Origin of the sequence: Ureibacillus thermosphaericus, assembly GCF_012396605.1 — a bacterium.
Classification (GTDB): Bacteria; Bacillota; Bacilli; order Bacillales_A; family Planococcaceae; genus Ureibacillus; species Ureibacillus thermosphaericus.
Genome location: NZ_JAAXPW010000008.1, coordinates 1 through 25,800 on the forward strand (window position 1 = coordinate 1; position 25,800 = coordinate 25,800).

Consider the following 25,800-nt stretch of genomic DNA (forward strand, 5'->3'; position numbering starts at 1 on the left):
AGAGAACAGCTATTCACGGAAGTTATAAAGACTTGCGTCAATCATCTTAATTGAACCGCCGTATACGGAACCGTACGTACGGTGGTGTGAGAGGACGGGAGTTAATCGCTCCCTCCTACTCGATTTTCTAAGAAAGTTCTAATCAATTAAGATTAAGAATAAATAGAAAATATTCATTTGATTATTTTGAAATTTCAATAAAGTATCTATTTACATACCTTGTTCTTATTTTGCAAAATAGAAGTAAAGGAGAGTGAACAATGGAACTAAATTTACAAGGTAAAGTTGCCGTCGTCACAGGAGCAAGTAAAGGAATTGGTCTACATACTGCACTTCAATTAGTTAAAGAAGGAGCGAATGTTGCCATATGCGCTCGAAACAAATCGTCATTGGAAGAAGCAAAAACAATAATAAAAAAGGAAACGGGAAAAGAAGTGCTTGCCATTGTTGCGGACGTTACTAAAGAAGAGGATTGTAAACGCTTAATTGAAGAAACTGTTAAGCAATTTGGCAAATTAAATATTTTGGTGAATAATGCTGGTACTTCTGCTGCCTATTCTTTTGAAGAAGTAGACACTGAACTTTGGGTTGCTGACTTAAATTTAAAATTGTTTGGTGCAATTCATTGTTCAAAATATGCACTTCCATATTTAAAGGAATATGGTGGCTCAATCGTAAACGTTACTGCGTCAATCGCTAAAACTCCAAGTGAAAATAGCCTTCCAACTACTGTTAGTCGTTCAGCAGGGTTTGCATTAACAAAAGCAATGAGTAAAGATTTAGGAAAATATAATATTCGAGTTAACACAGTATGTATCGGGCTTATTCGAAGTAGGCAAATTGAAGAAAAATGGAAAAGAGAAATGCCAAATTCTTCATGGGAGGAATATTCTAAAGAAATTGGAAAATCGATTCCTCTTGGTAGAATTGGCGAAACAGAAGAAGCAGCAAAAGTTATTACATTTCTTGTTTCTGATGCAGCTTCTTATGTAACGGGCACTTCCATAAATATTGACGGTGGTTCAGGAGGAACATTATAAACCTTGTTCTAGAGGTAATCACATCATTCATATGAATTAATTAGTAACTTATAGTAGAAAAGTGGGGAGAAATATGGGAATGTATGATGAACAATTATCTTATTTAGAAAAGCCAAAATTAGAAGAAATACCACCAGAATTACAAGAATATTTTGAAGAGAACATCAAAAAGCAAGAAGAAAAATTAGGAGTAGTAAACAACTTATTTAAAGTTTTGCCGTTAAATGCGATTCAATTTAAAGCTTTTTTAGATTTTAAATATTCGTTGTTTAATACGAAAAATACGTATTTAGATTTAATTGATAAAGAAATGATAGGTCTTGTTGTATCATCGGTGAACTGTTGTAACTATTGCTTGACAACTCATAGCGATACGTTACGAAGACTAACAAACGATCCAGTTTGGGTAGACACGTTAACGTATAATTACCGCAGTGCAAAATTAACAGAAAAACAAAGAGCATTATGTGACTACGCTTTCCGTGCAACGAAATATCCAGACGAAATCACAACAAAAGAAGTAGATTTGTTGCGAGAAGTTGGGTTTAACGACCATGAGATTTTAGAAGCAGCTTTTGTGGTAGGTTTCTTTAATTACACCAATCGTTGGGTAAGTACAATTGGTGCAATTCCAAATCCTAAACATAATCAAAACAATCGTTAATCATTCGTAAACCACGTTCAATCAAGAACGTGGTTTTTTGGCTCATCGAGCTCTATTAACAAGTTGTGATACTTTTATTGCTTTGTGGTTAACGAAATGAAACTTTCCTACTTCTTTAATCGTATGATTACTGTAGAAGTTAGTGTAAACTGTAAATGAAAGAGTAACATACATTGAAGAACGGAGGAAAGCCATGTCAGAAATGAAAAACCCTTTATTTGAAGATTTAGATGCAAAATTGAAACAAGAAAAACATGAAATTGTTGAAGCTCCTCCTCAGCTTGTAACAGAAGAAGAAAAGTCACAATTGCGTAAAAGACAGATTGAGTTAAAAAAAGATCCAGCCGTTCGTACTCTTGCTGAAAAAATAGACTGGAAAAATCAAATAGCGGTTTTAGAATTCGGGAAGGAAACCGCCAATGCCATTTCTAAGTTTTCCGATCGGATGCTTGCTTCCATCAAACAAAGTAAATTAGAAAAATCTAGTGAGCTCATCAATCATTTAAATAAAATCATGTCTCGTTTTGATCCGGAAGATTTCAAAGAAGAGAAGAAAGGTTTTCTATCTCGTCTGTTTGGAAAGGGAAAAGAGCAACTTCAAAAAATATTATCGAAATACGATACAATGAATAAAGAAATTGATGTCATTTATCAAGAAATTACGAAATACGAACAGGAAATGAAAAAAAATACGCTCGAACTTGAACAAATGTACGAACAAAACCTTGAATATTTTAAAAGTTTAAGCGAACATATCGCAGCGATCGAAGTAAAACTGGAAGATTTAAAACCGGAACTTTCTAAATTAGAAATGCGATCAAGTGAAGGTGATCAAGAAGCAATTATGGAGCTCGAATCCTTACAGAGAGCTATCGAATTGTTAGAACAGCGGCGCTATGATTTAGAGATGGCACAACAAGTTTCTTTCCAAGCAGCACCGCAAATCCGTTTAATGCAACAAGGCAATAATCATTTGATTGCAAAAATTAATTCCGCATTTGTAACAACAATCCCAATTTTTAAACAAGGTTTAATCCATGCAGTAACCATTCAACGTCAAAAATTAGTTTCTGACTCTATGCAAGAGCTAGATAAACGTACAAATGAAATGTTGTTGAGAAATGCGGAAAACATTCGTCGTAACAGTGTGGAAATTGCTAGAACTGCAAGCCAACCAAGTATTAAAATTGAAACGATAGAAAATACATGGAAAACAATTTTGGCTGGAATTGAAGAAACGAAACAAATTCAAGCGGAAACAATTCAAAGCCGCGAAGAAGGTAGAAAACGAATTGAACAGCTTCAACTTGAATATGAAAAGTTAAAGAAGATGTAATGAAATAAAAAAACTGCACCTCTTTGCAAGCTTTATGCTGCCTTAATAGGGGTGCAGTCATTTATTAGGATTTAATATCCAAATCTTCTTTGTAGAGGGAAGCACCTTGGGTTAGGATTTTCAGGGCTACCACATTGCTGAGATGTTTGATAATATTCATTCACTTCTGAATACGTTCTTGGATAATAGTGTTGATGATGATAGATATGTCGATTTACTGTTGTTGTGTGCACTGGATGGAAATGAGGAACTATTGTATTAAATACATTCGTTTTCACAACTTCTTGAGTTGGTGAAACTTGAGCAGGTGCAATTTGTGTTGGCATTACATTTGGTGGACAACAAATAGGTTGCGGTCTCATATGATGATGTTGATGTCTTCTATTAAACATTTATTTTCACCTCCTTAATAGTTATTTATTCATCCATAACATATGGAAGATTTAAAAAATAAACTAGATTAATACCTATGATGAACAAATAAAATTTTGAAATAAAAAATTATATTTATTATTAGAGAGCTAGTTTGAAAGAGGTTTAAAATTTTCTTCTTTGCTAATTTTGATGGATAGAAGTTATTATTATGACATAGTGCAGCATACTTCAGCTATTTATGTTGATTGAATTAGAATTTCATTGTACAATCAAATCATAGTAATCCAATAAGAAATATAAGGAAAAAGGGTTGATCCTCTATGTCCACCTTATTACCAAACACTATCCGTTATTTAAATGAAACGAATCGCCAAGTTCCGTTATACACAATGAATCCAATTGAAGAAAGATCTAGAAGGGAAAAATTTTTAAGAACAAAATGTACTGAGGGTTTAAGCAATGTAACGAAAAAAGATGTTTCAATTACGGTTAGAGATGGTCATTCAATCACGTTACGAATCTACACACCGAAAGGGAAAGGGCCATTTCCAATTATTGTTTACTATCATGGAGGAGGATGGGTGTTAAATAGCATTGAAACGTGCAATGAAACCTGTGAATTGTTAGCAGAAATAACGAAATCAATTGTGGTTTCAGTCAATTATCGTTTAGCTCCTGAATTTAAATTTCCAACGCCCGTTTTTGATGCTTATGATGCTTTTCTTTGGACAGTTGAAAATAAAAAATTTTTGAATGGAACCAATCAAATTTTAGTAGCAGGAGATAGTGCCGGAGGAAATTTAGCAACTGTCGTCACTTTATTAAACAGAGATTTACAAGGTTCTACAATTCATGCTCAAGTATTATTATATCCTGTAACAGATTTGACGTTCAGCACTGCATCCTATGAAGAATTTGCAGTTGGATATGGTCTTTTAAAAGAAGATATGGCGTGGTTTAAACAACATTATTTAAACAATGAAGATGAAACATATCACCAATATGTCTCTCCATTACTAGCTAAGGACTTGACGAACTTGCCCTCCGCTTTTATTATTGTTGCCGAAAATGATGTATTGAGAGATGAAGGGATTGCTTATGCAAAGAAATTGGAGGATTCAGGGGGAAAAGTCAAATTAAGAATTGCTCAGGGACTTGTGCATAGTTATTTCACAAAAAATGAATATTTCCAAAGTCAAATAAAGGAAACAATTAATGAAATTCAGCTCTTCATTTCATCACTTAGTTCACTAAATGAATAAACACTTCACGATGACTAACTGAATAAAGTTAGTCATTTTTTACTTTTTAAATTTATCAACTATACAGAAACGTTATTAATAAGCTATTCCCTCGAGATAACGAATTGTATTCGTATGATATTACATTTACTTCATTATTTTCCATCGCTATAATTTGTATGTAAGTTAATTCATATCATTGAAAGGTTGATTATCAATATGTTTGAAGAAAGAAAAGGCATGATTAGTGCCATGGCAGCGTATATCATTTGGGGATTCTTTCCTGTTTATTGGAAGTTATTAGAACACGTCAATAGCATTGAAATATTATTAAATCGTATTATTTGGTCGTTTATTTTTACAACTATTTTTATATTTATCATTGGTCAAAAAAGTAAACTTATTGAAGATTTAAAATGGTTATGGCAGGAAAAAAAGACATTTTTCTTACTTTTACTAGCATCCTTTGTCATTTCATGTAACTGGTTCCTATATATTTGGGCAGTAACAAATGAACATGTAGTCGAAACAAGCTTAGGATATTATATAAATCCATTAATCACCGTATTGTTTGGCCTATTCCTTTTTAAAGAGCAATTGTCTAAAGCTCAAATCGTAGCTGTTTTTATAGCATTTATCGGAGTGGCATTGATGACAATTCGTTACGGGAAAATCCCTTGGGTTGCATTGGGGCTTGCTTGTTCATTTGCCGTTTACGGTGCATTAAAGAAAAAAATTCAGCTCGATGCAACAAGGGGATTAGCAATTGAAACATTGTTTATTTTACCTTTCGCACTAGTTTATTACGGTTTTCTTATGTTTACTAACAATACGTCATTTTTGCAATTCGATTGGAAAACAGATGTTTTTCTTATGTTAGGGGGATTGGTAACTGCTTACCCATTGATTTTATTTGCTAAAGGGGCTCAAGCTTTACCACAATCTATATTAGGCTTCATCCAGTACTTTTCTCCAACTATTATTTTAATTTTGGGAACCGTTGTATATAAAGAACCCTTTACAAACATAGAGTTGATTTCTTTCGGTTTTATATGGCTAGCTATATTGCTCTTTAGTTTATCTACGGTTTTGGAAAATCGAAAAAAACGTAAGTTTGCGTAAAAGGAATTATTTAGTTTTTATCGAATTACCATAATGAAGCGTAGATTGGGAATATTTCGATTTTTTTGTTTTTTTAGCTATTGGGAGGGGATTGGTTCATGTTCATTAAAGTTGGGGATCGAGAATATCCTTTTCATCGCATTCGAATTGAACTGATTGAAACCGGCATTCAGGAACTATTTCGTTTGTTTGATAAAAAAACAATTCGTGAACTACTTCAACATAGACGATATGAACATTTAAAAGAAAAGGTTATCAAGGAATATACTGAACTTTTAGATGTTCCGGCTGGAATCGCTATTTATCAGATGAAAAAAAATCATGACCTCTTTTACAAAGAATTTTTAAATAAATATGGAGATTTAACTTATTGCCAATTTATTGTTAAAGGCAACGATTCTTTGCTAAGTAAAAAAGGTGTTTATTTAGTGATTAAGAACGATGAACTAGTTTTTGCAGGGATTTGTAACAATACATTTAAATTAAGATTTAATCAACATATTGGAAATATCTCTCCTAAGTCGTGCTTTCGAGATGGCACTGCAACTCATTGTCATATTAATGCCAATATTGCTGAACATATAAGAAAATCTACTATTTATTTTCAAATATGTCCGTTAACTGATTTAAAGGAAATGAAGCGATTGAAAAATTGGATCATCGATCGTTTTGAACCTCAATGGAACTTAAGATTTGGAAGCGATGTAAATTATTCTTATAATAATAAATAAACAAAATTTTTTCAGCATATATTATTTATTAATAATCATTAACGATGCATCAACATCATGTATTATTATTTGTTAATAATTTTTCAATTTTTAAATTAGTACTTTTTAAGCAACATTTGATATGATAGAAACATCAATTGCTAAGGAGAGACAAAGATGGCAACAAATATTAATATATTATTTGCCTTTGGTGCAGGATTTTTAAGCTTCATATCTCCATGCACATTGCCGTTGTATCCCGCATTTTTATCGTACATAACAGGTATGAGTTATGATGAAATTAAAAATGATAAAGGCATGCTGCAAAAAAGAGCAATTCTTCATACGCTCTTTTTCTTACTAGGATTTTCAATTATTTTCGTCGTTCTAGGTTTTGGTGCAAGATTATTATCAATTGAAAACTTTTTTATTAATTATCAAGATTTAATACGCCAAATTGGTGCTATATTAATTGTTCTTTTCGGACTAATGATCGTTGGATGGCTAAATATCGACTTTTTAATGAAAGATCGAAAAATACAATTTAAAAATAGACCTTCAGGCTACTTAGGTTCATCATTGATTGGCCTTGCCTTTGCTGCGGGATGGACACCATGTACTGGACCGATTTTGGCAGCAATTTTTGCTCTTGCTATGACAAATCCAAATTCGGCAATGGGGTACATGATTGCTTATGTTTTAGGTTTTTCAATTCCGTTTTTTATTCTATCATTCTTCATTTCAAGAATTGGTTGGCTACGAAAATATAGCAATAAAATTGTAAAAATCGGTGGCTACGTAATGATCGCTGTTGGAATATTATTATTCTTCGATGGCATGAATATAATTATTAGAATTTTATCGCCTATATTTGACGGTTTCACTGGTTTCTAGAATGCTGATGAAATAAAGGAGATTTGTCAATGCCTTCTGTATTAATTGTGGATGACGCATTATTTATGAGAACAACAGTAAGAAAACTATTTGTTGAATGGGGTTTTGATGTAGTAGGAGAGGCCACTAACGGTGAAGAAGCCGTAAAACTATTTCACCTCCATCAACCGGACTTAGTGACAATGGATGTGACGATGCCCATCATGTCTGGTATTGAAGCATCTAGAGAAATTCTAAGTAACTTTCCAAACGCTAACATTATTATGGTTACCGCATTAGGACAACAACGCTTGATTGTTGAAGCCCTTGAAATAGGGGTAAAAGATTTTATTACCAAACCATTCGATGCAGCACAATTAAAAATGATTGTTAATAAAGTCTTAGATACATATGAATTATAATAATGTGGTATTATTATGAAGGTACTGCCTGAATGTTAACAGGCAGTTTTTTTAAGCAAATGTGTTGAAGTTGTAATTTCTTCGAGGAGGGATTATATGTTTGAAGCAATACCTTCTCGCTATATCATTATTGCGAGTACGTTAATGGCAATATTTATGGGTACTTTCATCATGATGATGAGATTGCGTTCGCAAAAGAAACCGGTTAATGCAAAAAAAATCCTTATACCGCCCATTGCTATGTCTACGGGTGCATTAATGTTTATATTCGAGGAGTTCCGTGTACCTCCTCTTCAAATATTGGAAGCTGTTATAGTAGGAATTATTTTTTCTATTGTTTTAATTACAACTTCCAAATTTGAAATTCGTAACAATGAAATTTATATGAAACGCTCCAAAGCATTTTTTATTATTTTGGTAAGCTTGTTATTGATACGAATTGCTGGAAAAATTGTATTAACCGATTCTTTTGATCCTGGAGAATTAGCGGGCATGTTTTGGATACTTGCCTTTGCCATGCTCTGGCCATGGCGCATTGCCATGTTCATTCAGTATAAGAAAATCGAAAAATCAAACTTAGTAAATTAAGTAATAGGAAAGGGACCCTTTAGAACGAGAAGGCTCGTTTCGGATCCTTAGAAAGCGTTTCGGAACGGAAATCAATAAAAACATCATTTTCTCTTTTGAGAAAATGATGTTTTTTAGTTTGGTTCCAGCTCATTTTTATACTTCATTATTTGTTCAAAGTTTATTGATGGTTTGTACTATAATAAGGGTATTAAATATCCATCATTTTTTGCTTTCCGCAAAATATTTTTCATAAGGCGTTACATCAATATTCATTTCAGCTAATTTTTTTCGCAAAAACTTGTGATCTCTTTTTGGAGTTGCAATAATATAGCCTCGAATAATTAATTCTTGCGTAATGGTTTTGGCATGCTCTTTTAATGCAAGTTCGCCAATTTTTCCAGCAATCGACTCCTTAGCTTGCTGTCTAAATAATTCGGGAACTGGACTAACAAGTTCATTTAACAATTGCTTTGATTCGTCATTCCATAAATGCAGAGTCTTCTTGATATAGTAATCTTGCCAATCTAAATCTGATTTTCCATCCTTTTTTGGCAATGATTTTAAAAACTTTCGGAACATAAAAAACCCGCCAATGGCCATTAATACAACCATTACAAAACTCCAAAAAACGAGAAACCACATTAACCAACCTTCCAATTTGTTCACCTCTTTTTCCTCTCTAAAACATTATAACAAGGTAAAAAATTTTTTCATTAAGGTTGTCTCTATTTTTTTATGAATTCGATATATGGATAAGTGAAAGGGGGGATAAGTAATGGCAAACTTAACGTTTGAAAATGCAACATTAAAAATCGTTTATGAGACGGGGATTGATGAATATGGTGATGTTGTCTACTCTTCTAGATCTTACAAAAATGTGCGCTCGAATGTAACAGCAGAACAATTAGCAGCTGTTGTACAAGCATTCATTCAACTATCCAATTATCCAGTCGTTCATGCAACTTTGTCTACAACAGAAAAAATCGATTTATAATGAAGGAGGTAACATGTCATGACATCAGTGCTTGAAATGAAATTTGAGGCAGCTAATGGAAAGATTTTAACCCTCTCATTGAACGACCCAAAACCAAATTTAACTTCAACAGATGTATCCAATGCTATGCAAATGATAATTAATCAAGATGTTTTTCATTTGGATGGAGCACCACTTGCGGGCGTTAAACAAGCACGGCTGATTGATAAAACGATAACAGATATTCTTTAATTTTCATGAAAATCGGCAAAGTCCTTACTGGATTTTGTCGATTTTTCTAATCAATATATTAAAAAAGGGGATTATATAGATGGAACAATGGATCACATTAATTCAAGAACTTGGTTTTCCTATTATCATTTCTTTTTATTTGTTACATCGAATCGAAGCTAAGCTTGAAGCCATTTATTCTGTTCTCGTATCATTGAAAAACATCAATGGGGAAAAAGTATTTGAACGATAGAAAGTGAAAAATATTTCACAAATTTGTTAAAAACCTTTCAAGCGGAAAAGCTTTTACTATTATACTACTTTCCTATATGATAAACATAGTATTCCAAGGGAGTTGAGGCTTTATGAAGATTATAAAAAAAAGGAATTTTATTATTATTTCTATCATGTTGATTGTTAGTATAGTGTTAAGTGCTTGTAGCAATTATAATTTTAAACCGACAATCGAGTACCAAATTGAAGATTTTAAGATGATTGACCATCGAGGAGAAACTGTTACATTAGACAGCTTAAAGGGACAACCTTGGATTGCTATGTTTATTTTTACAAATTGTAACACGATTTGTCAGCCAATGACGTTAAATATGTCAATCGTACAAGAAAAATTAAAAGAAAAAGGATTAGAGGACTATAAAATCGTTGGGTTTTCAGTAGACCCAGCAAGAGACACTCCTGAAGTGCTTTCGAAGTATTTAAAATTCTTTACTGTACCCGATGAATCAAAATGGCATTTACTAACTGGTTATGATCAAAAATTCATCGAGCAATTTGCATTAAAATCGTTTAAAACTCTAGTAAAAATGCCTGAAGACGGCGATCAAGTAATCCATGGTTCCTCATTTTATTTGGTTGATGAAAATGGTGTAGCTGTAAAATTATATTCAGGTTATTCAGAAGAGGAAAATTCCGGTCAAGCTGTCCCATATGATGAAATAGCAATCGACATTGAGACACTAATTAACAACATGAAAAAGAAGTAATTAAAATTAACCATTAAAAACTCTTGAAAAATTATCTTACGCACAAAACAGATAAAGAAAACCGAACTATTCCGCATCATTTTTTCAAGAATTGAATAGTTCGGTTTTTTGTTGAGCAAAAATTTATTGTTCTTCTCTTAATTGATTAAATACTTGTTTTAAATCTGCAATAATATCTTCTGCATTTTCTAAACCTACGGAAAAACGTAGCAAACAATCATCAACTCCTCGAGCAACACGCTCTTCATAAGGAATGTCAGCATGTGTTTGGGTAGCAGGGTAAGTAATAAAGCTTTCTGGACCACCTAAACTCTCAGCAAAAGTAATCAGCTTCATTTTTTTTAAAAAAGGATTCACTAAATCCGATTTTTGTAATTTAAATGAAAGCATTCCGCCTTTACCTGTATATAACACATCCGTTACTAAAGGTTCTTCTTTCAAAAATTTAACGACTCTTTTTGCGTTTTCATCATGTTGTTTCATTCGTAGATGTAGTGTTTTTAATCCACGTATTACTAACCAACTATCAAAAGGAGAAAGTACAAGACCCATACTATTTTGATTATATGCTAATTTTTCGCTTAACTCTTTTCCTTTTGAAACAACAAGACCAGCTAATGTATCATTATGTCCAGCAATATATTTTGTACCACTATGCATTACTATATCGGCACCATGTTCTATTGGGCGTTGAAAATAAGGCGAGTAGAACGTATTATCAACAATAAACATTAAATTATGTTTTTTACAAATTTGATTAAAGTAATCTAAATCAAATTCAATCATTAGTGGATTTGTAGGAGTTTCAAGGAAAATGGCTTTTGTTTTTTCATTAATCAACTCTTCTACTTGTTCCGCATTAGAAAAATAAACAGGTCGAATATTATACAACTCGTTATATGATTTCAATAAACGATAAGTGCCTCCATACACATCTTCCGGCAAAATGATTTCATCACCAGGTTTAAATATTGAAAGTATTAATTGGATAGCGGCCATTCCGGAACTACAGGCAAATCCTGCATCTCCACCTTCCAATTCTGCAATTCCATTTTCTAAAATTTCCCGAGTTGGATTTTTTGTGCGAATATAATCATAACCTGTTGATTCTCCAATCCCGGTGTGTTTGTATGCTGTAGATAGATAGATTGGGGGATTTACAGCTCCAGTTCTAGGGTCACTTTGATTTCCTAATTGAACTAATTTTGTTTCGATTGAATTTTTCGTCATGTCTGTCACTCTTTCCTTGAAAATACTAAATAATTTTAGTTATCTAACAATTTAACATGGTCTAAATTTAAAAACAATAGTTTCAGAAATTAACATGATTTTTCTTAGTTATTTAATAGAATTAATTAAATATTTATAAATTTGTTTTCTAACTTTCATCAAACTTTAATGGTTTTTTAAAATTAATTTTTATTATATTTTTAGGATATAATCATTATTTAGGGGAGAAAAAACAACATTATGATTTAGGGGGAAATTATGTCGAAAAAGAAGAAAAAGAAAAGAACATTAATAAGCCCCGGAATGAAGCTATTCCTCATTATATTACTCATTCCTGCATCTATAATCATATATTCCATTGCATATTTAGCTTGGGAAGATTTAAAATCACTATCTTTATTTAATTCTAATGAAACAACTGAAATTGAAAAAATACAAGAGGACTTTGATTTAAAAATTCCAGCAGAATATATACCAATTTATATGAAAGCCGGTGAACAATATAATGTTCCTTGGACATTACTTGCTGCACATCATCGAGTTGAAACGAGATTTTCAACAATGAACACATTAATTTCACCCGTAGGAGCAGAAGGCCATATGCAATTTATGCCATGTACATTTGTAGGATGGAGTCATCCAACTTGTGATGGACTTGGGAAGGGAAATATTCCGGAATCAGAAAAAACCGATCCGAAAGTCATAGAAAAATATGGCGGCTATGGAGTTGATGCAAACGGGGATGGGGTGGCAGATCCATTTGATATTGAAGATGCAATATTTAGTGCTGCCAATTTTTTATCTCAAGCCGGGGTAAGGGAAGGGAAAATGGAAAAAGCGATTTATCATTATAACCATAGCAATGATTATGTGAAGAAAATTTTATATTATTATGAGCAATATGAGCGTGTTAGTCCTCTTTTAGAAAAAGAAGTGATAACAGCCACAAATAGTAATTCAAGCTAAAAAAGTGGTCCATAGTAAAATGATCATCCCTGTATTGGATGATCATTTTACAAGTGAATCAGTATTTTAATCCGTCGCTTTTCTAAACCCTTTCATGATTAAACTTACAATAAATACTAATACAACGGATCCAATCAAAGCTGGAAATACATAAAAGTTTGAAACTTCCCAGCCCCAGTTTCCTAAAAATGCACTACCGATCCATGATCCAACAATGCCGGCTACAATATTTCCGATAATACCACCAGGGATATCTTTGCCGACAATAACCCCAGCCAGCCATCCAATTACTCCACCAATAACTAAATACCAAATAAAATTCATGAATAATTCCACTCCTTTTATGATGCATCTTCATTATGTTAGTGTGCTCAAATGCTTTTGAGATATGCAAACAAACTAGTCTAAATGAAATAACGAAAAAATATTTTTTGAATATTTTGCAAAATGATGAAAAATGTCATATAATGTTCACAAAGAAGACAAAATTAACGGGGGATGGGGTGGATCTATATGAATATGACAAGAAATTTAGATCGACAGGGGATTATATTTGCTATCATTCACACAATCGTATTTTTCAATTTAGCAATCGATTTTGCGATTGTTCCAATAGGTTAATAGAAAAGGGAGGAGTCTGAAAAGTCTTTTGAGGCACTTCCCCTTCGTCTGGTGCTAACGCTTTCATGATGAGGGATAGTTGGATGTGACGACCACAAGAGCAAAAAAACATTAAAATATTGATTTGATTATTTAAACCTGACCAATAAGTTAACTTATTGGTCGGGTCTTTTTTTGTTTTTCATTGAAGAAGTTCTATTTACACCACTTTTCACGAATTACTCAAAATGAAATCCGATTATTATTCCCAATAATAATTGTTGGATCTAAAAAATTTTAATTTTATTAAATTCAGAAAAAAAATGAAAGTATAAGAATAATTCCAACAAAACGTAGAAAGAAAACGTTTGCAATAAAATTGAATTTTTGAAATTTTATAAAAAATTTAAAAAATATGGTTGACGAAAGGGTCATTTATGTACTATTATGACAACAATTTCACCGACACTTTTTCCAAAGAACTTGAACAAATTATTATAATCATTAGTCGGAGAAATGATTATTACCCGTAATCGCTACATTGGAAATATTAGTATTTGTGAGGGGCGTTTGAGAGTATGAGAAGTGATATGATTAAAGTAGGAGTTGATCGTGCTCCTCACCGTAGCTTGCTATATGCTACGGGGAAAGTAAAACCTAAAGACTTAGGTAAACCATTTATCGGTGTTTGTAACTCTTACATCGATATTATTCCTGGTCACGTACACTTACGTGAATTTGCTGAAGAAGTTAAAGAGGCAATCATTGAAGCAGGAGGAATTCCATTTGAATTCAACACAATTGGTGTTGATGATGGAATTGCGATGGGTCATATCGGAATGCGCTACTCTTTACCTAGCCGTGAACTCATTGCTGATTCTGCTGAAACAGTGATTAATGCTCACTGGTTTGATGGCGTCTTTTTCATTCCAAACTGTGACAAAATCACGCCTGGAATGTTAATGGCTGCAGTTCGCACAAACGTTCCTTCAATATTTGTTTCCGGTGGACCAATGGAAGCGGGAAGAAGTTCTACAGGAAAACAACTTTCATTATCTTCAGTATTTGAAGGAGTAGGTGCGTATAAGTCAGGTCAAATGACTGAAGAAGAATTTAAAGATATTGAAATGAATGCTTGCCCAACTTGCGGATCTTGTTCAGGAATGTTTACGGCAAATTCCATGAACTGTTTAATGGAAATGCTCGGAGTTACTCTTCCCGGCAACGGTACAATCGTTGCTACGAGTGAACAAAGAAAAGAACTTATTCGTGAAGCAGCAAGACATTTAATTCGCATGATTGAAGAAGATATTCGTCCTCGGGATATTATTACAAAAGAAGCAATTGACGATGCTTTTGCTTTAGACATGGCTATGGGCGGTTCTACAAATACAGTATTACATACGTTAGCCATTGCTAATGAAGCGGGAATTGATTATAACTTAGAAGACATTAATAAAATTGCTGAACGTGTTCCATATATTGCAAAAATCATGCCAGCATCCGATATTTCGATGGATGACATCAATAAAGCTGGTGGAGTAAGTGCCATCATAAACGAATTAACAAAAATCCCTGGCTGCATTCATCCAAATCGTCCTACAGTTGCAGGCAAAACAATAGGTGAACTAGTTCAAGGCTATGAAATAACAAATACAAATGTAATTCGAACGAAAGATAACCCATATAGTCCGGTTGGCGGTTTATCAATTCTATATGGAAATCTAGCACCTGAAGGCTCTGTCATTAAAGTAGGAGCTGTTGATCCATCAATAAAAGTGTTTACAGGCGAAGCAATTGTTTTTGATTCTCAAGAAGAAGCTTTAGCTGCTATTGATGAAGGCAAGGTAAGGGAAGGGCATGTTGTAGTTATTCGCTATGAAGGACCAAAAGGTGGTCCTGGTATGCCTGAGATGCTTGCTCCAACTTCTGCTATAGTCGGCAGAGGACTTGGAACGAAGGTTGCTCTCATTACAGATGGACGATTTAGTGGTGCATCACGTGGTATTTCCATTGGGCATATTTCACCTGAAGCAGCTGAAGGTGGACCAATTGCTTTAGTTAAAAATGGTGATATAATCGAAATCGATTTACCGAACCGAACAATCAACTTAAAAGTTTCAGAAGAAGAATTAGAAAATCGGCGTAATCAACTAAAACCATTTGAACCAAAAATTAAATCCGGATGGTTAGCAAGATATTCAAAACTTGTGACAAACGCTTCTAAAGGCGGCATTATGAAAATATAATTTTCTTAAAATTGCGATAAATATGAACATTAAAAAATATACAAATAACTGTTTAATTCAATGATGAGGTTAAAGGATATAGAGCATTGTATCTACCAGAGAGTCGGTATTGGTGGAAGCCGATGATACAACTATATCCGACATCCCCTCGGAGTGAGCTATTAAACGCGTAATGCTATTAGATAGCTCCGGGCACTATTTCGTGCACCGTTACCAATGAATAGCTTTCCCATCTAAGTTGCCGTTGAAGATTTATTTCTTCAATGAGATGGGATGTTACAGCTATTCGCAGAGGTAGCGATTTCGCTACGAAAAAGGGTGGTACCATGAAAAGTCTTTTTCATCCCTTCGCAAAAGGTCTTCTTTTGCGTTGGAGAAAAAGGCTTTTTTATTTTAGAGATTTAGAAGGAGGATGTATATACAATGACTGCGAATGCGTCAACAAACGCAAAAATTGATGCCACACCAGCAGAAATGCAAAAAATTGAAAACAAACCTAAAAATGGTGCAGAAATTTTAATTCAAGCATTGCAAGAGCAAGGTGTTGATATCGTCTTTGGCTATCCAGGTGGTGCAGTTTTACATTTATATGATGCAATGTATAAAAATCCGATACGACATATTTTAACTCGTCATGAACAAGGAGCAATCCACGCAGCAGAAGGATATGCGCGTGTTTTAAATAAACCAGGGGTTGTCATCGCAACAAGCGGTCCAGGTGCAACGAATTTAGTAACAGGAATCACCGATGCGATGATTGATTCCATTCCATTAGTCATTTTTACAGGGCAAGTGGCAACAAATGTAATTGGTTCTGATGCATTCCAAGAAGCGGATATTATCGGAATTACAACACCAATTACAAAACATAATTATCAAGTCCAAGATGTTAACGACATTCCACGAATTGTAAAAGAAGCTTTTCATATTGCAAACACAGGTAGAAAAGGGCCAGTGCTCATCGACTTGCCAAAAAATATTTCAAACGCAATTTTTGATGAATCAAAAGCGAATGTGCCAGATGAAGTTTATTTGCCAGGTTATCAGCCAACTTATAAACCGAATTATTTGCAAATTCAGAAAGCTATTCAAGCAATCAGTGAAGCAAAAAAACCAGTTGTTCTTGTTGGAGCAGGGGTACTATTTGCGAACGCTAGTGAAGAACTCGTAGAATTTGTCGAAAAATACAAACTTCCAGTTGTTACTACGCTACTTGGATTAGGAAGTATTCCGGGCAATCATGAGCTAAATTATGGCATGGGTGGAATGCACGGTGCAGTCGTAGCTAACAATGCTATCACGGAGTCAGATTTAATTATTAATATCGGTTCTCGATTTGATGATCGATTAACAGGTGATACATCACGATTTGCTCCGAAAGCAAAAATCATTCATATCGATATCGATCCAGCTGAAATTGGCAAAAACATTCGTACAGACATTCCAATTGTTGCTGATGCAAAAGAAGCATTGAAATCTTTATTGAAAAATGATTTTAAAGCGCCAGATACGGCAGGTTGGATTGACTATTTAAACAATATGAGAACAGAGTATCCATATTGGTATGTGGAAGATGAAAAAGAAATGTTACCACAGCAAGTAATCGAGATGATTCATACCATTACAAATGGTGATGCTATTGTTACGACAGATGTAGGGCAACACCAAATGTGGACTGCTCAATACTATCTTCAAAATCATAGCCATCAATGGGTGACATCTGGCGGCTTAGGAACGATGGGATTCGGTTTCCCAGCTGCTATTGGAGCTCAATTTGCCAAGCCGGATAAAAAAGTAATCTCCATCGTCGGAGATGCCGGTTTCCAAATGACAGCCCAAGAACTTGCATTATTAAAAGAATTCAACCTACCAGTAAAGGTAATTATCATAAACAATGCAGCGCTCGGCATGGTACGTCAATGGCAAGAATTATTCTATGAAAGCCGCTACTCACAAAGTTTAATGCCAGTTCAACCAGACTTTGTTAAACTAGCTGAAGCCTATGGACTAAAAGGATATTGCATTAGAAATATGGATGAAGCAGAAAAAATCTTAACTGAAGCGATTAATTCCGATGAACCGGTGGTTGTTGATTGCCGAGTAAAACAATTAGAAAATGTATATCCAATGGTGCCATCGGGTAAGGCGCTTCATGAAATGGTAGGGGTGAAAAGAATTTGAAACGAGTAATTACTGTAAATGTTATCAATCAAAGCGGCGTACTGAACCGCGTAACAGGATTGTTAATGAAAAGACAATTCAATATTGAATCCATTACAGTTGGTCATACAGAACAGCCAAATATCTCAAAAATGACGCTAGTAGTTAATATTGAAGATGATGTCAAACTGGAACAGCTCATTAAACAATTATCTAAACAAATCGATGTTTTAAAGGTGAATGACATTACTGACAAAGCGATTGTTCTACGCGAATTGGCACTTGTAAAAGTTGTTTCACCGCCGAATTTAAGGCTGGAAATGAATGCAATTGTTGAGCCATTTCGACCTCAAATTGTGGATACCTCTAAAAATGTAGTCACATATCAAGTGATTGGACATCCGGATAAAATCGATGCTTTTATCGAACTTGTTCGACCATATGGCATCAAAGAATTAACTCGAACAGGTGTTACTGCTACAGTACGAGAAGTACAACAAAACTTCTATGATCAACCAACCCTTTCACTTTTAAAATAAAGCGAATAAAGTGGTCTTAACGTCACAATGCAAAGTTAGTTTTCAGAACTATCTTTGACATTGAAATAATATAAATCTTTTGAAAATTAACAATTATTAGGGGGAAATTAAAATGACAAAAATGTACTATCATAACGAAATCGATGAAACAGTATTAAGAGAGAAAAAAATCGCAGTAATCGGATACGGTTCTCAAGGGCATGCACACGCTCAAAACTTAAAAGAATCTGGTTTTGATGTACGCGTAGGTATTCGCCCAGGTAAATCTGCAGAACAAGCAAAAGAAGATGGCTTAGCAGTAAAAACTGTTGCTGAGGCTTCAAAAGAAGCGGATGTCATCATGATTTTGCTTCCAGATGAAGTTCAAAAAGCAGTGTATGAAGCAGAAATTGCTCCAAACTTAGAGCCAGGAAATGCACTAGTATTTGCTCATGGATTTAATATTCACTACCAACAAATCGTACCTCCAGCTGATGTGGACGTATTCTTAGTGGCACCAAAAGGACCTGGTCACTTAGTTCGCCGTACTTACACTGAAGGTGCGGGTGTACCAGCATTAATTGGTGTATATCAAGATGCTACTGGCAATGCGAAAAATCTTGCTCTTGCTTGGGCAAAAGGAATTGGTTCTGCTCGTGCAGGCGTTCTTGAAACAACGTTCAAAGAAGAAACGGAAACTGACTTATTCGGTGAGCAAGCAGTACTTTGCGGTGGGGTAACTCACTTAATTAAAGCTGGTTTTGAGACATTAGTTGAAGCTGGATACCAACCAGAAAGTGCATATTTCGAATGTTTACATGAAATGAAACTAATCGTTGACTTGATTTACGAAGGTGGATTCTCTAACATGCGTTACTCAATTTCAGATACAGCTGAATGGGGTGACTATGTATCAGGTCCACGGGTAATTACCGAAGATGTAAAAGCTAACATGAAAAAAATACTTGAAGATATTCAAAGTGGTAAATTTGCAAAAGAATGGTTAGAAGAAAATGCAAATGGTCGTCCACAATACAACGAATACAAACAAAAAGAGAAAGAGCATCAAATTGAAAAAGTGGGCGCTGAGTTGCGTCAAATGATGCCTTTCATTAACGCTGGAAATCGAAAGGTAGTGATTAAATAGTGAGAAAGATTGATATTTTTGATACAACTTTACGCGATGGTGAACAATCACCTGGCATTAACTTAAATACCGCAGAAAAAATTGAAATTGCAAAACAATTAGAACGCCTTGGGGTAACGATTATAGAAGCAGGTTTTCCTGCTTCTAGCCCCGGTGACTTTGATGCAGTGAACAAAATCGCAAGCACTGTAAAAAACTCAATCGTCACAGGTTTAGCTCGCTGTGTACAACATGATATCGATCGTGCTTGGGAAGCATTGAAAGTTGCTGAACAGCCACATGTACACGTATTCTTAGCAACAAGTCCAATCCATATGGAATACAAATTGAAAAAAACACCTGATCAAGTCGTGGAACAGGCGGTAGAGGCAGTAAAATATGCGAAAAAATTCTTCCCACTTGTAGAATGGTCAGCAGAAGATGGTTTTCGCTCTGATCGTGAATTTTTAGTTCGCATTATCGAAAAAGTTATTGAAGCTGGCGCCACAACAATTAACATTCCCGATACAGTTGGCTATGCTACACCTCAAGAATATGGTGAATTATTCAGATATTTAAAAGAAAATGTACGAGGTTCAGAGAGAGTAAAATTCTCAGCCCATTGTCATGATGACTTAGGAATGGCTGTTGCCAATTCATTAGCAGCAATGCAAAATGGTGCAGATCAAATCGAATGTACTATTAACGGAATTGGTGAACGTGCAGGAAATGCTTCTTTAGAAGAAATTGCGGTAGCCCTTCATATTCGAAATGATTATTATCAAGCTGAAACGGGCATCAATTTAAAAGAAATAAAAAGAACATCTCAATTAGTTAGTCGTTTAACAGGATTCTTAGTGCCTCCAAATAAAGCGGTTGTTGGTAAAAATGCCTTTGCCCATGAATCTGGAATTCATCAAGATGGCGTGTTAAAACATAAAGAAACGTATGAAATTATATCTCCTGAATTAGTTGGAGAAGGAGAAGTTCCACTTGTTCTCGGTAAACACTCTGGTCGCGCTGCATTCCGTGATCGAGCTGAAAAAATGGGCTTCGAATTATCGGATGAAAAATTAAATAAAGCTTTTGAAGAATTCAAAAAGCTTGCAGATCGCAAAAAAGAGATTACGGAAGAAGATTTAATTACATTGCTAACTGAACAATCCGTTTCAATTGAAAATATCGCAAAATTTGAATTAAATAGCGTTCAAGTATCTTATGGTACAGATAATATTCCAACGGCAACTGCTTCTGTCACTACTCCTGAAGGGGAAACTAAGACACTTGCAGCAACAGGAGCCGGATCAGTTGAAGCGATATTTAATACGCTTGAACAATTAGTTGATACAAAAGTAAATGTATTGGATTTCCAAGTAAAATCTGTTAGCAAAGGACGAGATGCTTTAGCAGATGCCGTTGTTAAAATTCGTTATAATGACGTCACTACAACAGGTCGCGACTCAGCTCAAGACGTTCTTGAAGCAACTGCTAATGCATTTATTGACGCAATTAACAGACATATCATTCACGAAAACTTCGTAAAGAAACATGTAGCTCAAATATAAAATTATTAAATCTAGTAATGTATTAACATACATTTCGTACGCCATCAAATAACCAAAAATTTGATGGCGTTTGTTAAACATTGGGTTTTCCTTTACTCTTTAAATCTCTATAGAAAGGTGTTTTATAACATGGAAAAGAAAATTACGGTTCTTCCTGGTGATGGTATTGGTCCTGAAGTCGTTGCAGCAGCTGTTCGGGTACTTCAAGCTATCGGGAAAAGATATAAACATGACTTTCAATTAGCTTATGCATCAATCGGAGGATCTGCGATTGATCAATTTAACACTCCACTTCCAGAAGATACGATTGAACTTTGTAAACAGAGCGATGCTATTTTACTTGGTGCTGTAGGTGGTCCGAAATGGGATAACAATCCTCCTGAATTAAGACCAGAAAAAGGATTATTGCAAATTCGCAAAACCTTTGACTTATTTGCAAATTTGCGACCTGTAAAAGCTTTTCCAAGTTTACTTGATTCATCTCCTTTGAAAAGAGAAGTTGCAGATAATGTTGATTTATTGATTGTCCGTGAATTAACTGGGGGAATATACTTCGGAGAAAAGAAACGTACAGAATCAGAAGCAAGTGACTTAAGTATATATACTCGTAAAGAAATTGAACGAATTGTAGATAATGCATTTGAACTTGCAAAATTAAGACGAGGTAAACTTTGCTCGGTAGATAAAGCAAATGTTCTTGAAACATCACGTTTATGGCGTGAAGTGGTTGAGGAGAAAAAGCATCAATATCCAGAAGTTGAAGTGGAACATAACTTAGTAGACTCCGTTGCCATGAAGCTTATCACAAATCCAAGCCATTATGATGTCGTTGTTACGGATAATATGTTTGGAGATATTTTAAGCGATGAGGCATCTGTTATTACCGGATCATTAGGGGTGCTACCATCTGCATCCATCCGGGGAGATTCTTTTGGTCTATACGAGCCGGTTCACGGATCCGCTCCTGAAATCGCAGGTTTAGGTATTGCAAATCCAGCAGCAGCGATTCTTTCAGTGGCAATGATGCTTCAATATTCCTTTGGTTTAAAAGAAGAAGCTGCAGAGATTGAACGTGCAGTAAATGCTGTATTCGAAGATGGTTACTTCACAATGGATTTAGCGAAGGATAAAGAACATGCTTTAACAACTGATGAATGGACTGACAAAGTCATCGCTGAAATCGATACAAGTTTTGTAGCTGATAGCATCATGGAATCATATATTTAAAGGTTGGTGGTTAAGATGGCGAAAAATATTATTGAAAAAGTTTGGGAATCACATGTTGTACATCGAGAAGAAGGGAAACCAGATTTATTATATATCGATCTTCACTTAATACATGAAGTAACTTCTCCACAAGCCTTTGAAGGATTAAGACTTGCTGGTCGAAAAGTTCGTCGTCCAGATTTATGTTTTGCAACGATGGATCACAATGTCCCTACGAAAGATATTTATACAATCAATGACCCTATTGCGAAAAAACAAATTAACACATTAGCAAAAAACTGTGAAGAATTTGGAATTCAACTCGCTGATATCGGCCATCCAGATCAAGGAATTGTTCATGTAATCGGACCTGAACTAGGTTTGACACAACCAGGGAAAACAATCGTTTGCGGCGACTCCCATACTTCCACACATGGTGCGTTTGGCGCATTAGCATTTGGTATCGGTACTTCAGAAGTAGAACATGTTCTTTCAACTCAAACATTATGGCAAAATAAACCAAAAACTTTGGAAGTTCGTGTAAATGGAAAACTAGGTTTTGGTGTCACTGCAAAAGATATCATATTAGCCATTATTGCAAAATGGGGAGTTGGCTTAGGTACAGGTCATATTATTGAATTTACAGGGGAAGCCATCCGTAATCTTTCAATGGAAGAGCGCATGACAATCTGTAATATGTCCATTGAAGCTGGAGCAAAAGCAGGATTAATCTCACCTGACGAAAAAACGATTGAATATTTACGTGGTCGTCGTTTTGCACCGAAAGAAGAATTTGAAAAAGCAGCTGAATACTGGTTAAGTTTAGCATCTGACCCAGGATGCACCTATGATAAAGTTCTTGAAATTGATGCAAGTGAAATCGAACCGGTTGTAACTTGGGGTACAAATCCATCGATGGGTACAGGTGTAACAAAAAATGTACCGACTGCAGATGATTACGAATCCGAAACAGATAAGCAAGCTTTAAGAAAAGCACTAGAATATATGGGATTAGAAGAAGGGCAACCAATTACATCCATTGAAATTCAGCACGTCTTTATCGGTTCTTGTACAAATTCCCGTTTATCAGATTTGCGCACAGCAGCGAGCATTGTAAAAGGGAAGAAAGTGGCACCGGGCGTTCGAGCAATCGTTGTTCCAGGTTCTCACTCAGTGAAAAAAGCTGCTGAAGAAGAAGGCTTAGATAAAATCTTTATTGAAGCTGGTTTTGAATGGCGCAATTCCGGATGTTCCGCTTGTCTTGGCATGAACGAAGACATCATTCCATCAGGAGAACGTTGTGCATCCACTTCCAACCGAAACTTTGAAGGGCGTCAAGGAGCTGGAGCACGTACGCACTTAGTCAGTCCAGCAATGGCAGCAGCTGCTGCAATCGAAGGTCGTTTCGTCGATGTCCGAGAATATTTGAAACAAAAACAAGAAGCATAGTTGAAAGGCGGGTTAAAAATGGAGCCAATTAATATCATCAAAAGTGTCATAGCACCATTGGATCGAAAAAATGTTGATACAGATCAAATCATTTCAAAGGAATTTTTAAAACGTATTGAACGTACTGGATTTGGTAAATATTTGTTTTACCATTGGCGTTACGACGAAAATGGAAATGAAATTTCAGACTTCGTATTAAATAAACCCGAATATAAAGAAGCAAAAATTCTAGTAGCACAGGATAACTTTGGTTGTGGTTCGTCCCGGGAACACGCACCATGGGCGATATTGGATTACGGATTTAGAGTGATTATCGCTCCAAGCTTTGCAGATATTTTCCATAACAACTGCTTCAAAAATGGAATTTTGCCTGTTAAATTAAAAGAAGTAGAAGTGGACGAAATATTGGAGAAAGGACTCCAAAAACCTTATATAGTGGAAGTAAATCTATCTGAACAAACTGTCACAGGGGAAGATGGAGCAGTTTACCACTTTAACATCGACCCATACTACAAAGAAATGTTGTTAAATGGTTGGGATGAAATTGCTTTAACATTTAAATATGAAGATAAAATTAAAGAATATGAAGAAAAACGAATTGTATTTAAATAAATTTATTAAAAAAGGGCGTCATTTCGGACGCTCTTTTTAATGTAATAAAATACGGTTGAGAATTGTTCTTAAAAAGCTCTAATAAATACACTATATATTCTCGTTTAAACCGTTTATATATTGTCATCAGTCTTTAATGCAGGAGTTTTATCTCGAAAATTTTTCTAATTAATTATATTGATTAATAAGGAAGTGGAAAGTTTTGTTGGCATCCAAAAAACTTCACTATTGGTGTAATTTAAAAAAATGATGCGGCTCCAAAAAAGAGACCGCATAAAACTTCATCTTGTGAATTTTTGTCTCAAATGAGAAAATTCATGAAAGTGCTACAATCGCTACAATATTACCAATGCATGGGAACCTAACTGTTTATAAGTACGGAAAAATGTTTTTTCATCAATTTTCTCGATACCTGTTAATGGATTCATAATCGTCACTTTTCCATTTTGATAACCAGTCAACACTACTGCATGTAAATTCTTATAAACCCCATGCTTTTGATTTGTTCCTTCAATTACCCAATGACTAAATTTGCGTGGTTCTTTCCAATCGATTGTTACCCATGTTAATACAGGAACACCAGATTTAACATAGTCAATTAGTTCTTGTTTCGTGGCATTCGTTATATCTAATGCTCGGAATTCCAAATTGTTTTCTGCTAATACTTTATTTGCAACATCTACCAATGGTGGAGCATATACATAATAACCGCCATCTTTTTCTTTCGGATCCCCAGCATAAGCTTTATTTGGATCTGGCCCATATGTGACGCCATTTTTTGTATATACTTTTGATTTAGGTAAATATTCATTCATTTGAAGCTTATCCATTTTGATGCCATAGTAATTTAAAATGGCAGTCAATGATGTAATTTCACAACCGTTTGGTAATTCAGGATTTTGCAGTACCACTGGCACCTTTAAACTGTCTTTAGGTGAAACATTGAACGTTTCAATTTGTATAATTGGTTTTGAAGGATTAAATACAATACTTTCTCGAGATTGCTCCATCCATTCTCCATGATCCGTAATGCGATAAATAACAATATCATAAAGTACTTCGGGAAATACTTGCTCAAAATGAACCATTCCGTTTTGGTCAACAATTCCTCGCTCAATCTCTTGCTTTGTTTCAAAATCAAATAATGCAACCCCTAATTTGGCCACGCTTTCTTTGCTAGAAAATTCCACCGTTTGAACCGTCAACACTTCTTGTGATTCCATAGAAAGCTGCATTGGGCTATATTGTTGATTGCTCGATAACTTTAATTCTTCACTCTCAATCATACTTCCACAACCAGTTAGTAATGCGATGGACATACCGAATAAAATTGCTGATTGATTTTTTATCTTCATGATGCCACCTCTAATGTAATTCTCAAAAAACGTTATCGCTTTTTTACTATTAATTCCTAAGCGTATTTTCCTACAAAACTTTATATTATTTTTACATTTATCAAAAAAAAAATACTAACATTTCTGTTTTTCCAAAAAACGAATAAGTTCAAATGACTAATTTGTAAAAAAACCGTGAGCATCTTTTCTTATTTTCACTTTAGATA

General features: G+C 34.7%; 27 protein-coding genes. 22 read left to right on the forward strand and 5 right to left on the reverse strand.

The window, feature by feature from the left end:
* Positions 1 to 260 precede the first annotated feature (260 nt).
* From HF990_RS04965 to HF990_RS04975, 3 genes are all read left to right on the forward strand, one after another.
* The gene (locus HF990_RS04965; protein WP_168412112.1) at positions 261 to 1,040 is read left to right on the forward strand and encodes an SDR family NAD(P)-dependent oxidoreductase; all 780 of its coding nucleotides are present in this window, start codon (positions 261 to 263) and stop codon (positions 1,038 to 1,040) included.
* 79 nt (positions 1,041 to 1,119) lie between these two features.
* Complete coding sequence (locus tag HF990_RS04970) at positions 1,120 to 1,704, forward strand: peroxidase-related enzyme (protein ID WP_232019831.1); 585 nt, start codon at positions 1,120 to 1,122, stop codon at positions 1,702 to 1,704.
* 193 nt (positions 1,705 to 1,897) lie between these two features.
* Complete coding sequence (locus tag HF990_RS04975) at positions 1,898 to 3,040, forward strand: toxic anion resistance protein (RefSeq protein WP_016838046.1); 1,143 nt, start codon at positions 1,898 to 1,900, stop codon at positions 3,038 to 3,040.
* Positions 3,041 to 3,111: 71 nt separating this feature from the next.
* Here HF990_RS04975 and HF990_RS04980 read toward each other — a convergent pair whose 3' ends face one another.
* Positions 3,112 to 3,432: a CotD family spore coat protein gene (locus tag HF990_RS04980; RefSeq protein ID WP_016838047.1), complete on the reverse strand. Its 321-nt coding sequence runs from the start codon at positions 3,430 to 3,432 to the stop codon at positions 3,112 to 3,114.
* A 303-nt stretch (positions 3,433 to 3,735) separates the two neighbouring features.
* On the opposite strand from HF990_RS04980, the gene HF990_RS04985 reads away from it, so the two are divergent.
* The 6 genes from HF990_RS04985 to HF990_RS05010 all read left to right on the forward strand — a co-directional run bounded on the left by HF990_RS04985 (position 3,736) and on the right by HF990_RS05010 (position 8,371).
* Positions 3,736 to 4,677: an alpha/beta hydrolase gene (locus HF990_RS04985; protein ID WP_016838048.1), complete on the forward strand. Its 942-nt coding sequence runs from the start codon at positions 3,736 to 3,738 to the stop codon at positions 4,675 to 4,677.
* Between the two features lie 198 nt (positions 4,678 to 4,875).
* Complete coding sequence (gene rarD, locus HF990_RS04990) at positions 4,876 to 5,778, forward strand: EamA family transporter RarD (RefSeq protein WP_096551069.1); 903 nt, start codon at positions 4,876 to 4,878, stop codon at positions 5,776 to 5,778.
* A 98-nt stretch (positions 5,779 to 5,876) separates the two neighbouring features.
* Entirely contained in the window at positions 5,877 to 6,509 is a 633-nt protein-coding gene (locus tag HF990_RS04995) for a GIY-YIG nuclease family protein (protein ID WP_168412113.1), read from the forward strand.
* Positions 6,510 to 6,665: 156 nt separating this feature from the next.
* Positions 6,666 to 7,382: a cytochrome c biogenesis CcdA family protein gene (locus tag HF990_RS05000; RefSeq protein ID WP_016838051.1), complete on the forward strand. Its 717-nt coding sequence runs from the start codon at positions 6,666 to 6,668 to the stop codon at positions 7,380 to 7,382.
* A 29-nt stretch (positions 7,383 to 7,411) separates the two neighbouring features.
* On the forward strand, positions 7,412 to 7,783 hold the full coding sequence (locus HF990_RS05005; protein WP_016838052.1) for a response regulator: 372 nt from the start codon (positions 7,412 to 7,414) through the stop codon (positions 7,781 to 7,783).
* A gap of 96 nt (positions 7,784 to 7,879) precedes the next feature.
* Positions 7,880 to 8,371: a CcdC family protein gene (locus HF990_RS05010; protein WP_016838053.1), complete on the forward strand. Its 492-nt coding sequence runs from the start codon at positions 7,880 to 7,882 to the stop codon at positions 8,369 to 8,371.
* 201 nt (positions 8,372 to 8,572) lie between these two features.
* Here the strand turns inward: HF990_RS05010 and HF990_RS05015 are convergent, their stop codons facing one another.
* Entirely contained in the window at positions 8,573 to 8,995 is a 423-nt protein-coding gene (locus HF990_RS05015; RefSeq protein ID WP_040764545.1) for a DUF2621 domain-containing protein, read from the reverse strand.
* A gap of 133 nt (positions 8,996 to 9,128) precedes the next feature.
* Between HF990_RS05015 and HF990_RS05020 the strand changes: the two genes are divergently transcribed.
* The 4 genes from HF990_RS05020 (at position 9,129) to HF990_RS05035 (ending at position 10,558) form a co-directional block, all read left to right on the forward strand.
* Positions 9,129 to 9,347 carry a DUF1659 domain-containing protein gene (locus HF990_RS05020; RefSeq protein WP_016838055.1) on the forward strand — a complete coding sequence of 73 codons (219 nt, stop codon included), beginning with the start codon at positions 9,129 to 9,131 and terminating at the stop codon, positions 9,345 to 9,347.
* Positions 9,348 to 9,365: 18 nt separating this feature from the next.
* Positions 9,366 to 9,578: a DUF2922 domain-containing protein gene (locus tag HF990_RS05025; RefSeq protein WP_016838056.1), complete on the forward strand. Its 213-nt coding sequence runs from the start codon at positions 9,366 to 9,368 to the stop codon at positions 9,576 to 9,578.
* Between the two features lie 79 nt (positions 9,579 to 9,657).
* Positions 9,658 to 9,810: a YvrJ family protein gene (locus HF990_RS05030; protein WP_016838057.1), complete on the forward strand. Its 153-nt coding sequence runs from the start codon at positions 9,658 to 9,660 to the stop codon at positions 9,808 to 9,810.
* A 112-nt stretch (positions 9,811 to 9,922) separates the two neighbouring features.
* Positions 9,923 to 10,558 (forward strand): SCO family protein, encoded by a 636-nt coding sequence (locus HF990_RS05035; protein WP_016838058.1) that lies wholly within the window; start codon positions 9,923 to 9,925, stop codon positions 10,556 to 10,558.
* Positions 10,559 to 10,681: 123 nt separating this feature from the next.
* Here the strand turns inward: HF990_RS05035 and HF990_RS05040 are convergent, their stop codons facing one another.
* Positions 10,682 to 11,788 carry a methionine biosynthesis PLP-dependent protein gene (locus HF990_RS05040; RefSeq protein ID WP_168412114.1) on the reverse strand — a complete coding sequence of 369 codons (1,107 nt, stop codon included), beginning with the start codon at positions 11,786 to 11,788 and terminating at the stop codon, positions 10,682 to 10,684.
* Positions 11,789 to 12,046: 258 nt separating this feature from the next.
* Here HF990_RS05040 and HF990_RS05045 point away from each other — a divergent pair, with 258 nt between their 5' ends.
* A complete protein-coding gene (locus tag HF990_RS05045; RefSeq protein ID WP_168412115.1) occupies positions 12,047 to 12,754 on the forward strand; it encodes a lytic transglycosylase domain-containing protein in 708 nt (235 codons plus the stop codon).
* 66 nt (positions 12,755 to 12,820) lie between these two features.
* On the opposite strand, the gene HF990_RS05050 is transcribed toward HF990_RS05045, so the two are convergent.
* Positions 12,821 to 13,078: a GlsB/YeaQ/YmgE family stress response membrane protein gene (locus HF990_RS05050; protein ID WP_016838061.1), complete on the reverse strand. Its 258-nt coding sequence runs from the start codon at positions 13,076 to 13,078 to the stop codon at positions 12,821 to 12,823.
* An 854-nt stretch (positions 13,079 to 13,932) separates the two neighbouring features.
* Between HF990_RS05050 and ilvD the strand changes: the two genes are divergently transcribed.
* The 8 genes from ilvD (at position 13,933) to leuD (ending at position 24,239) form a co-directional block, all read left to right on the forward strand.
* Positions 13,933 to 15,603: a dihydroxy-acid dehydratase gene (gene ilvD, locus HF990_RS05055; RefSeq protein ID WP_016838063.1), complete on the forward strand. Its 1,671-nt coding sequence runs from the start codon at positions 13,933 to 13,935 to the stop codon at positions 15,601 to 15,603.
* 423 nt (positions 15,604 to 16,026) lie between these two features.
* A complete protein-coding gene (ilvB, locus tag HF990_RS05060; protein ID WP_168412116.1) occupies positions 16,027 to 17,784 on the forward strand; it encodes a biosynthetic-type acetolactate synthase large subunit in 1,758 nt (585 codons plus the stop codon).
* On the forward strand, positions 17,781 to 18,302 hold the full coding sequence (gene ilvN / locus HF990_RS05065) for an acetolactate synthase small subunit (RefSeq protein WP_016838065.1): 522 nt from the start codon (positions 17,781 to 17,783) through the stop codon (positions 18,300 to 18,302). The genes ilvB and ilvN overlap by 4 nt, the downstream gene beginning before the upstream one ends.
* Before the next feature lie 112 nt (positions 18,303 to 18,414).
* Complete coding sequence (gene ilvC, locus HF990_RS05070) at positions 18,415 to 19,428, forward strand: ketol-acid reductoisomerase (protein WP_016838066.1); 1,014 nt, start codon at positions 18,415 to 18,417, stop codon at positions 19,426 to 19,428.
* On the forward strand, positions 19,428 to 20,972 hold the full coding sequence (locus tag HF990_RS05075) for a 2-isopropylmalate synthase (RefSeq protein ID WP_016838067.1): 1,545 nt from the start codon (positions 19,428 to 19,430) through the stop codon (positions 20,970 to 20,972). The genes ilvC and HF990_RS05075 overlap by 1 nt, the downstream gene beginning before the upstream one ends.
* A gap of 129 nt (positions 20,973 to 21,101) precedes the next feature.
* On the forward strand, positions 21,102 to 22,199 hold the full coding sequence (gene leuB, locus HF990_RS05080) for a 3-isopropylmalate dehydrogenase (RefSeq protein WP_016838068.1): 1,098 nt from the start codon (positions 21,102 to 21,104) through the stop codon (positions 22,197 to 22,199).
* A 15-nt stretch (positions 22,200 to 22,214) separates the two neighbouring features.
* The gene (leuC, locus tag HF990_RS05085; protein WP_016838069.1) at positions 22,215 to 23,627 is read left to right on the forward strand and encodes a 3-isopropylmalate dehydratase large subunit; all 1,413 of its coding nucleotides are present in this window, start codon (positions 22,215 to 22,217) and stop codon (positions 23,625 to 23,627) included.
* An 18-nt stretch (positions 23,628 to 23,645) separates the two neighbouring features.
* The gene (gene leuD, locus HF990_RS05090; protein WP_016838070.1) at positions 23,646 to 24,239 is read left to right on the forward strand and encodes a 3-isopropylmalate dehydratase small subunit; all 594 of its coding nucleotides are present in this window, start codon (positions 23,646 to 23,648) and stop codon (positions 24,237 to 24,239) included.
* 335 nt (positions 24,240 to 24,574) lie between these two features.
* On the opposite strand, the gene HF990_RS05095 is transcribed toward leuD, so the two are convergent.
* Positions 24,575 to 25,594, reverse strand: a complete 1,020-nt coding sequence (locus HF990_RS05095; protein ID WP_016838071.1) for a C39 family peptidase — start codon at positions 25,592 to 25,594, stop codon at positions 24,575 to 24,577.
* Positions 25,595 to 25,800 lie beyond the last annotated feature (206 nt).

What these genes read in the sequence shown, in the direction of transcription:
- HF990_RS04995 (WP_168412113.1), top strand. Translation starts at nt 5,877, where the DNA reads ATGTTCATTAAAGTTGGGGATCGAGAATATCCTTTTCATCGCATTCGA.
- HF990_RS05010 (WP_016838053.1), top strand. Translation starts at nt 7,880, where the DNA reads ATGTTTGAAGCAATACCTTCTCGCTATATCATTATTGCGAGTACGTTA.
- leuC (WP_016838069.1), top strand. Translation starts at nt 22,215, where the DNA reads ATGGCGAAAAATATTATTGAAAAAGTTTGGGAATCACATGTTGTACAT.
- HF990_RS05035 (WP_016838058.1), top strand. Translation starts at nt 9,923, where the DNA reads ATGAAGATTATAAAAAAAAGGAATTTTATTATTATTTCTATCATGTTG.
- HF990_RS05050 (WP_016838061.1), bottom strand. Translation starts at nt 13,078, where the DNA reads ATGAATTTTATTTGGTATTTAGTTATTGGTGGAGTAATTGGATGGCTG.
- HF990_RS04975 (WP_016838046.1), top strand. Translation starts at nt 1,898, where the DNA reads ATGTCAGAAATGAAAAACCCTTTATTTGAAGATTTAGATGCAAAATTG.
- rarD (WP_096551069.1), top strand. Translation starts at nt 4,876, where the DNA reads ATGTTTGAAGAAAGAAAAGGCATGATTAGTGCCATGGCAGCGTATATC.
- leuD (WP_016838070.1), top strand. Translation starts at nt 23,646, where the DNA reads ATGGAGCCAATTAATATCATCAAAAGTGTCATAGCACCATTGGATCGA.
- HF990_RS05000 (WP_016838051.1), top strand. Translation starts at nt 6,666, where the DNA reads ATGGCAACAAATATTAATATATTATTTGCCTTTGGTGCAGGATTTTTA.
- HF990_RS05040 (WP_168412114.1), bottom strand. Translation starts at nt 11,788, where the DNA reads ATGACGAAAAATTCAATCGAAACAAAATTAGTTCAATTAGGAAATCAA.
- HF990_RS04980 (WP_016838047.1), bottom strand. Translation starts at nt 3,432, where the DNA reads ATGTTTAATAGAAGACATCAACATCATCATATGAGACCGCAACCTATT.
- HF990_RS05015 (WP_040764545.1), bottom strand. Translation starts at nt 8,995, where the DNA reads ATGTGGTTTCTCGTTTTTTGGAGTTTTGTAATGGTTGTATTAATGGCC.
- HF990_RS05045 (WP_168412115.1), top strand. Translation starts at nt 12,047, where the DNA reads ATGTCGAAAAAGAAGAAAAAGAAAAGAACATTAATAAGCCCCGGAATG.
- HF990_RS04970 (WP_232019831.1), top strand. Translation starts at nt 1,120, where the DNA reads ATGTATGATGAACAATTATCTTATTTAGAAAAGCCAAAATTAGAAGAA.
- HF990_RS05005 (WP_016838052.1), top strand. Translation starts at nt 7,412, where the DNA reads ATGCCTTCTGTATTAATTGTGGATGACGCATTATTTATGAGAACAACA.
- HF990_RS05030 (WP_016838057.1), top strand. Translation starts at nt 9,658, where the DNA reads ATGGAACAATGGATCACATTAATTCAAGAACTTGGTTTTCCTATTATC.
- ilvB (WP_168412116.1), top strand. Translation starts at nt 16,027, where the DNA reads ATGACTGCGAATGCGTCAACAAACGCAAAAATTGATGCCACACCAGCA.
- leuB (WP_016838068.1), top strand. Translation starts at nt 21,102, where the DNA reads ATGGAAAAGAAAATTACGGTTCTTCCTGGTGATGGTATTGGTCCTGAA.
- HF990_RS05095 (WP_016838071.1), bottom strand. Translation starts at nt 25,594, where the DNA reads ATGAAGATAAAAAATCAATCAGCAATTTTATTCGGTATGTCCATCGCA.
- HF990_RS05020 (WP_016838055.1), top strand. Translation starts at nt 9,129, where the DNA reads ATGGCAAACTTAACGTTTGAAAATGCAACATTAAAAATCGTTTATGAG.
- ilvC (WP_016838066.1), top strand. Translation starts at nt 18,415, where the DNA reads ATGACAAAAATGTACTATCATAACGAAATCGATGAAACAGTATTAAGA.
- HF990_RS04985 (WP_016838048.1), top strand. Translation starts at nt 3,736, where the DNA reads ATGTCCACCTTATTACCAAACACTATCCGTTATTTAAATGAAACGAAT.
- HF990_RS04965 (WP_168412112.1), top strand. Translation starts at nt 261, where the DNA reads ATGGAACTAAATTTACAAGGTAAAGTTGCCGTCGTCACAGGAGCAAGT.
- ilvD (WP_016838063.1), top strand. Translation starts at nt 13,933, where the DNA reads ATGAGAAGTGATATGATTAAAGTAGGAGTTGATCGTGCTCCTCACCGT.
- HF990_RS05025 (WP_016838056.1), top strand. Translation starts at nt 9,366, where the DNA reads ATGACATCAGTGCTTGAAATGAAATTTGAGGCAGCTAATGGAAAGATT.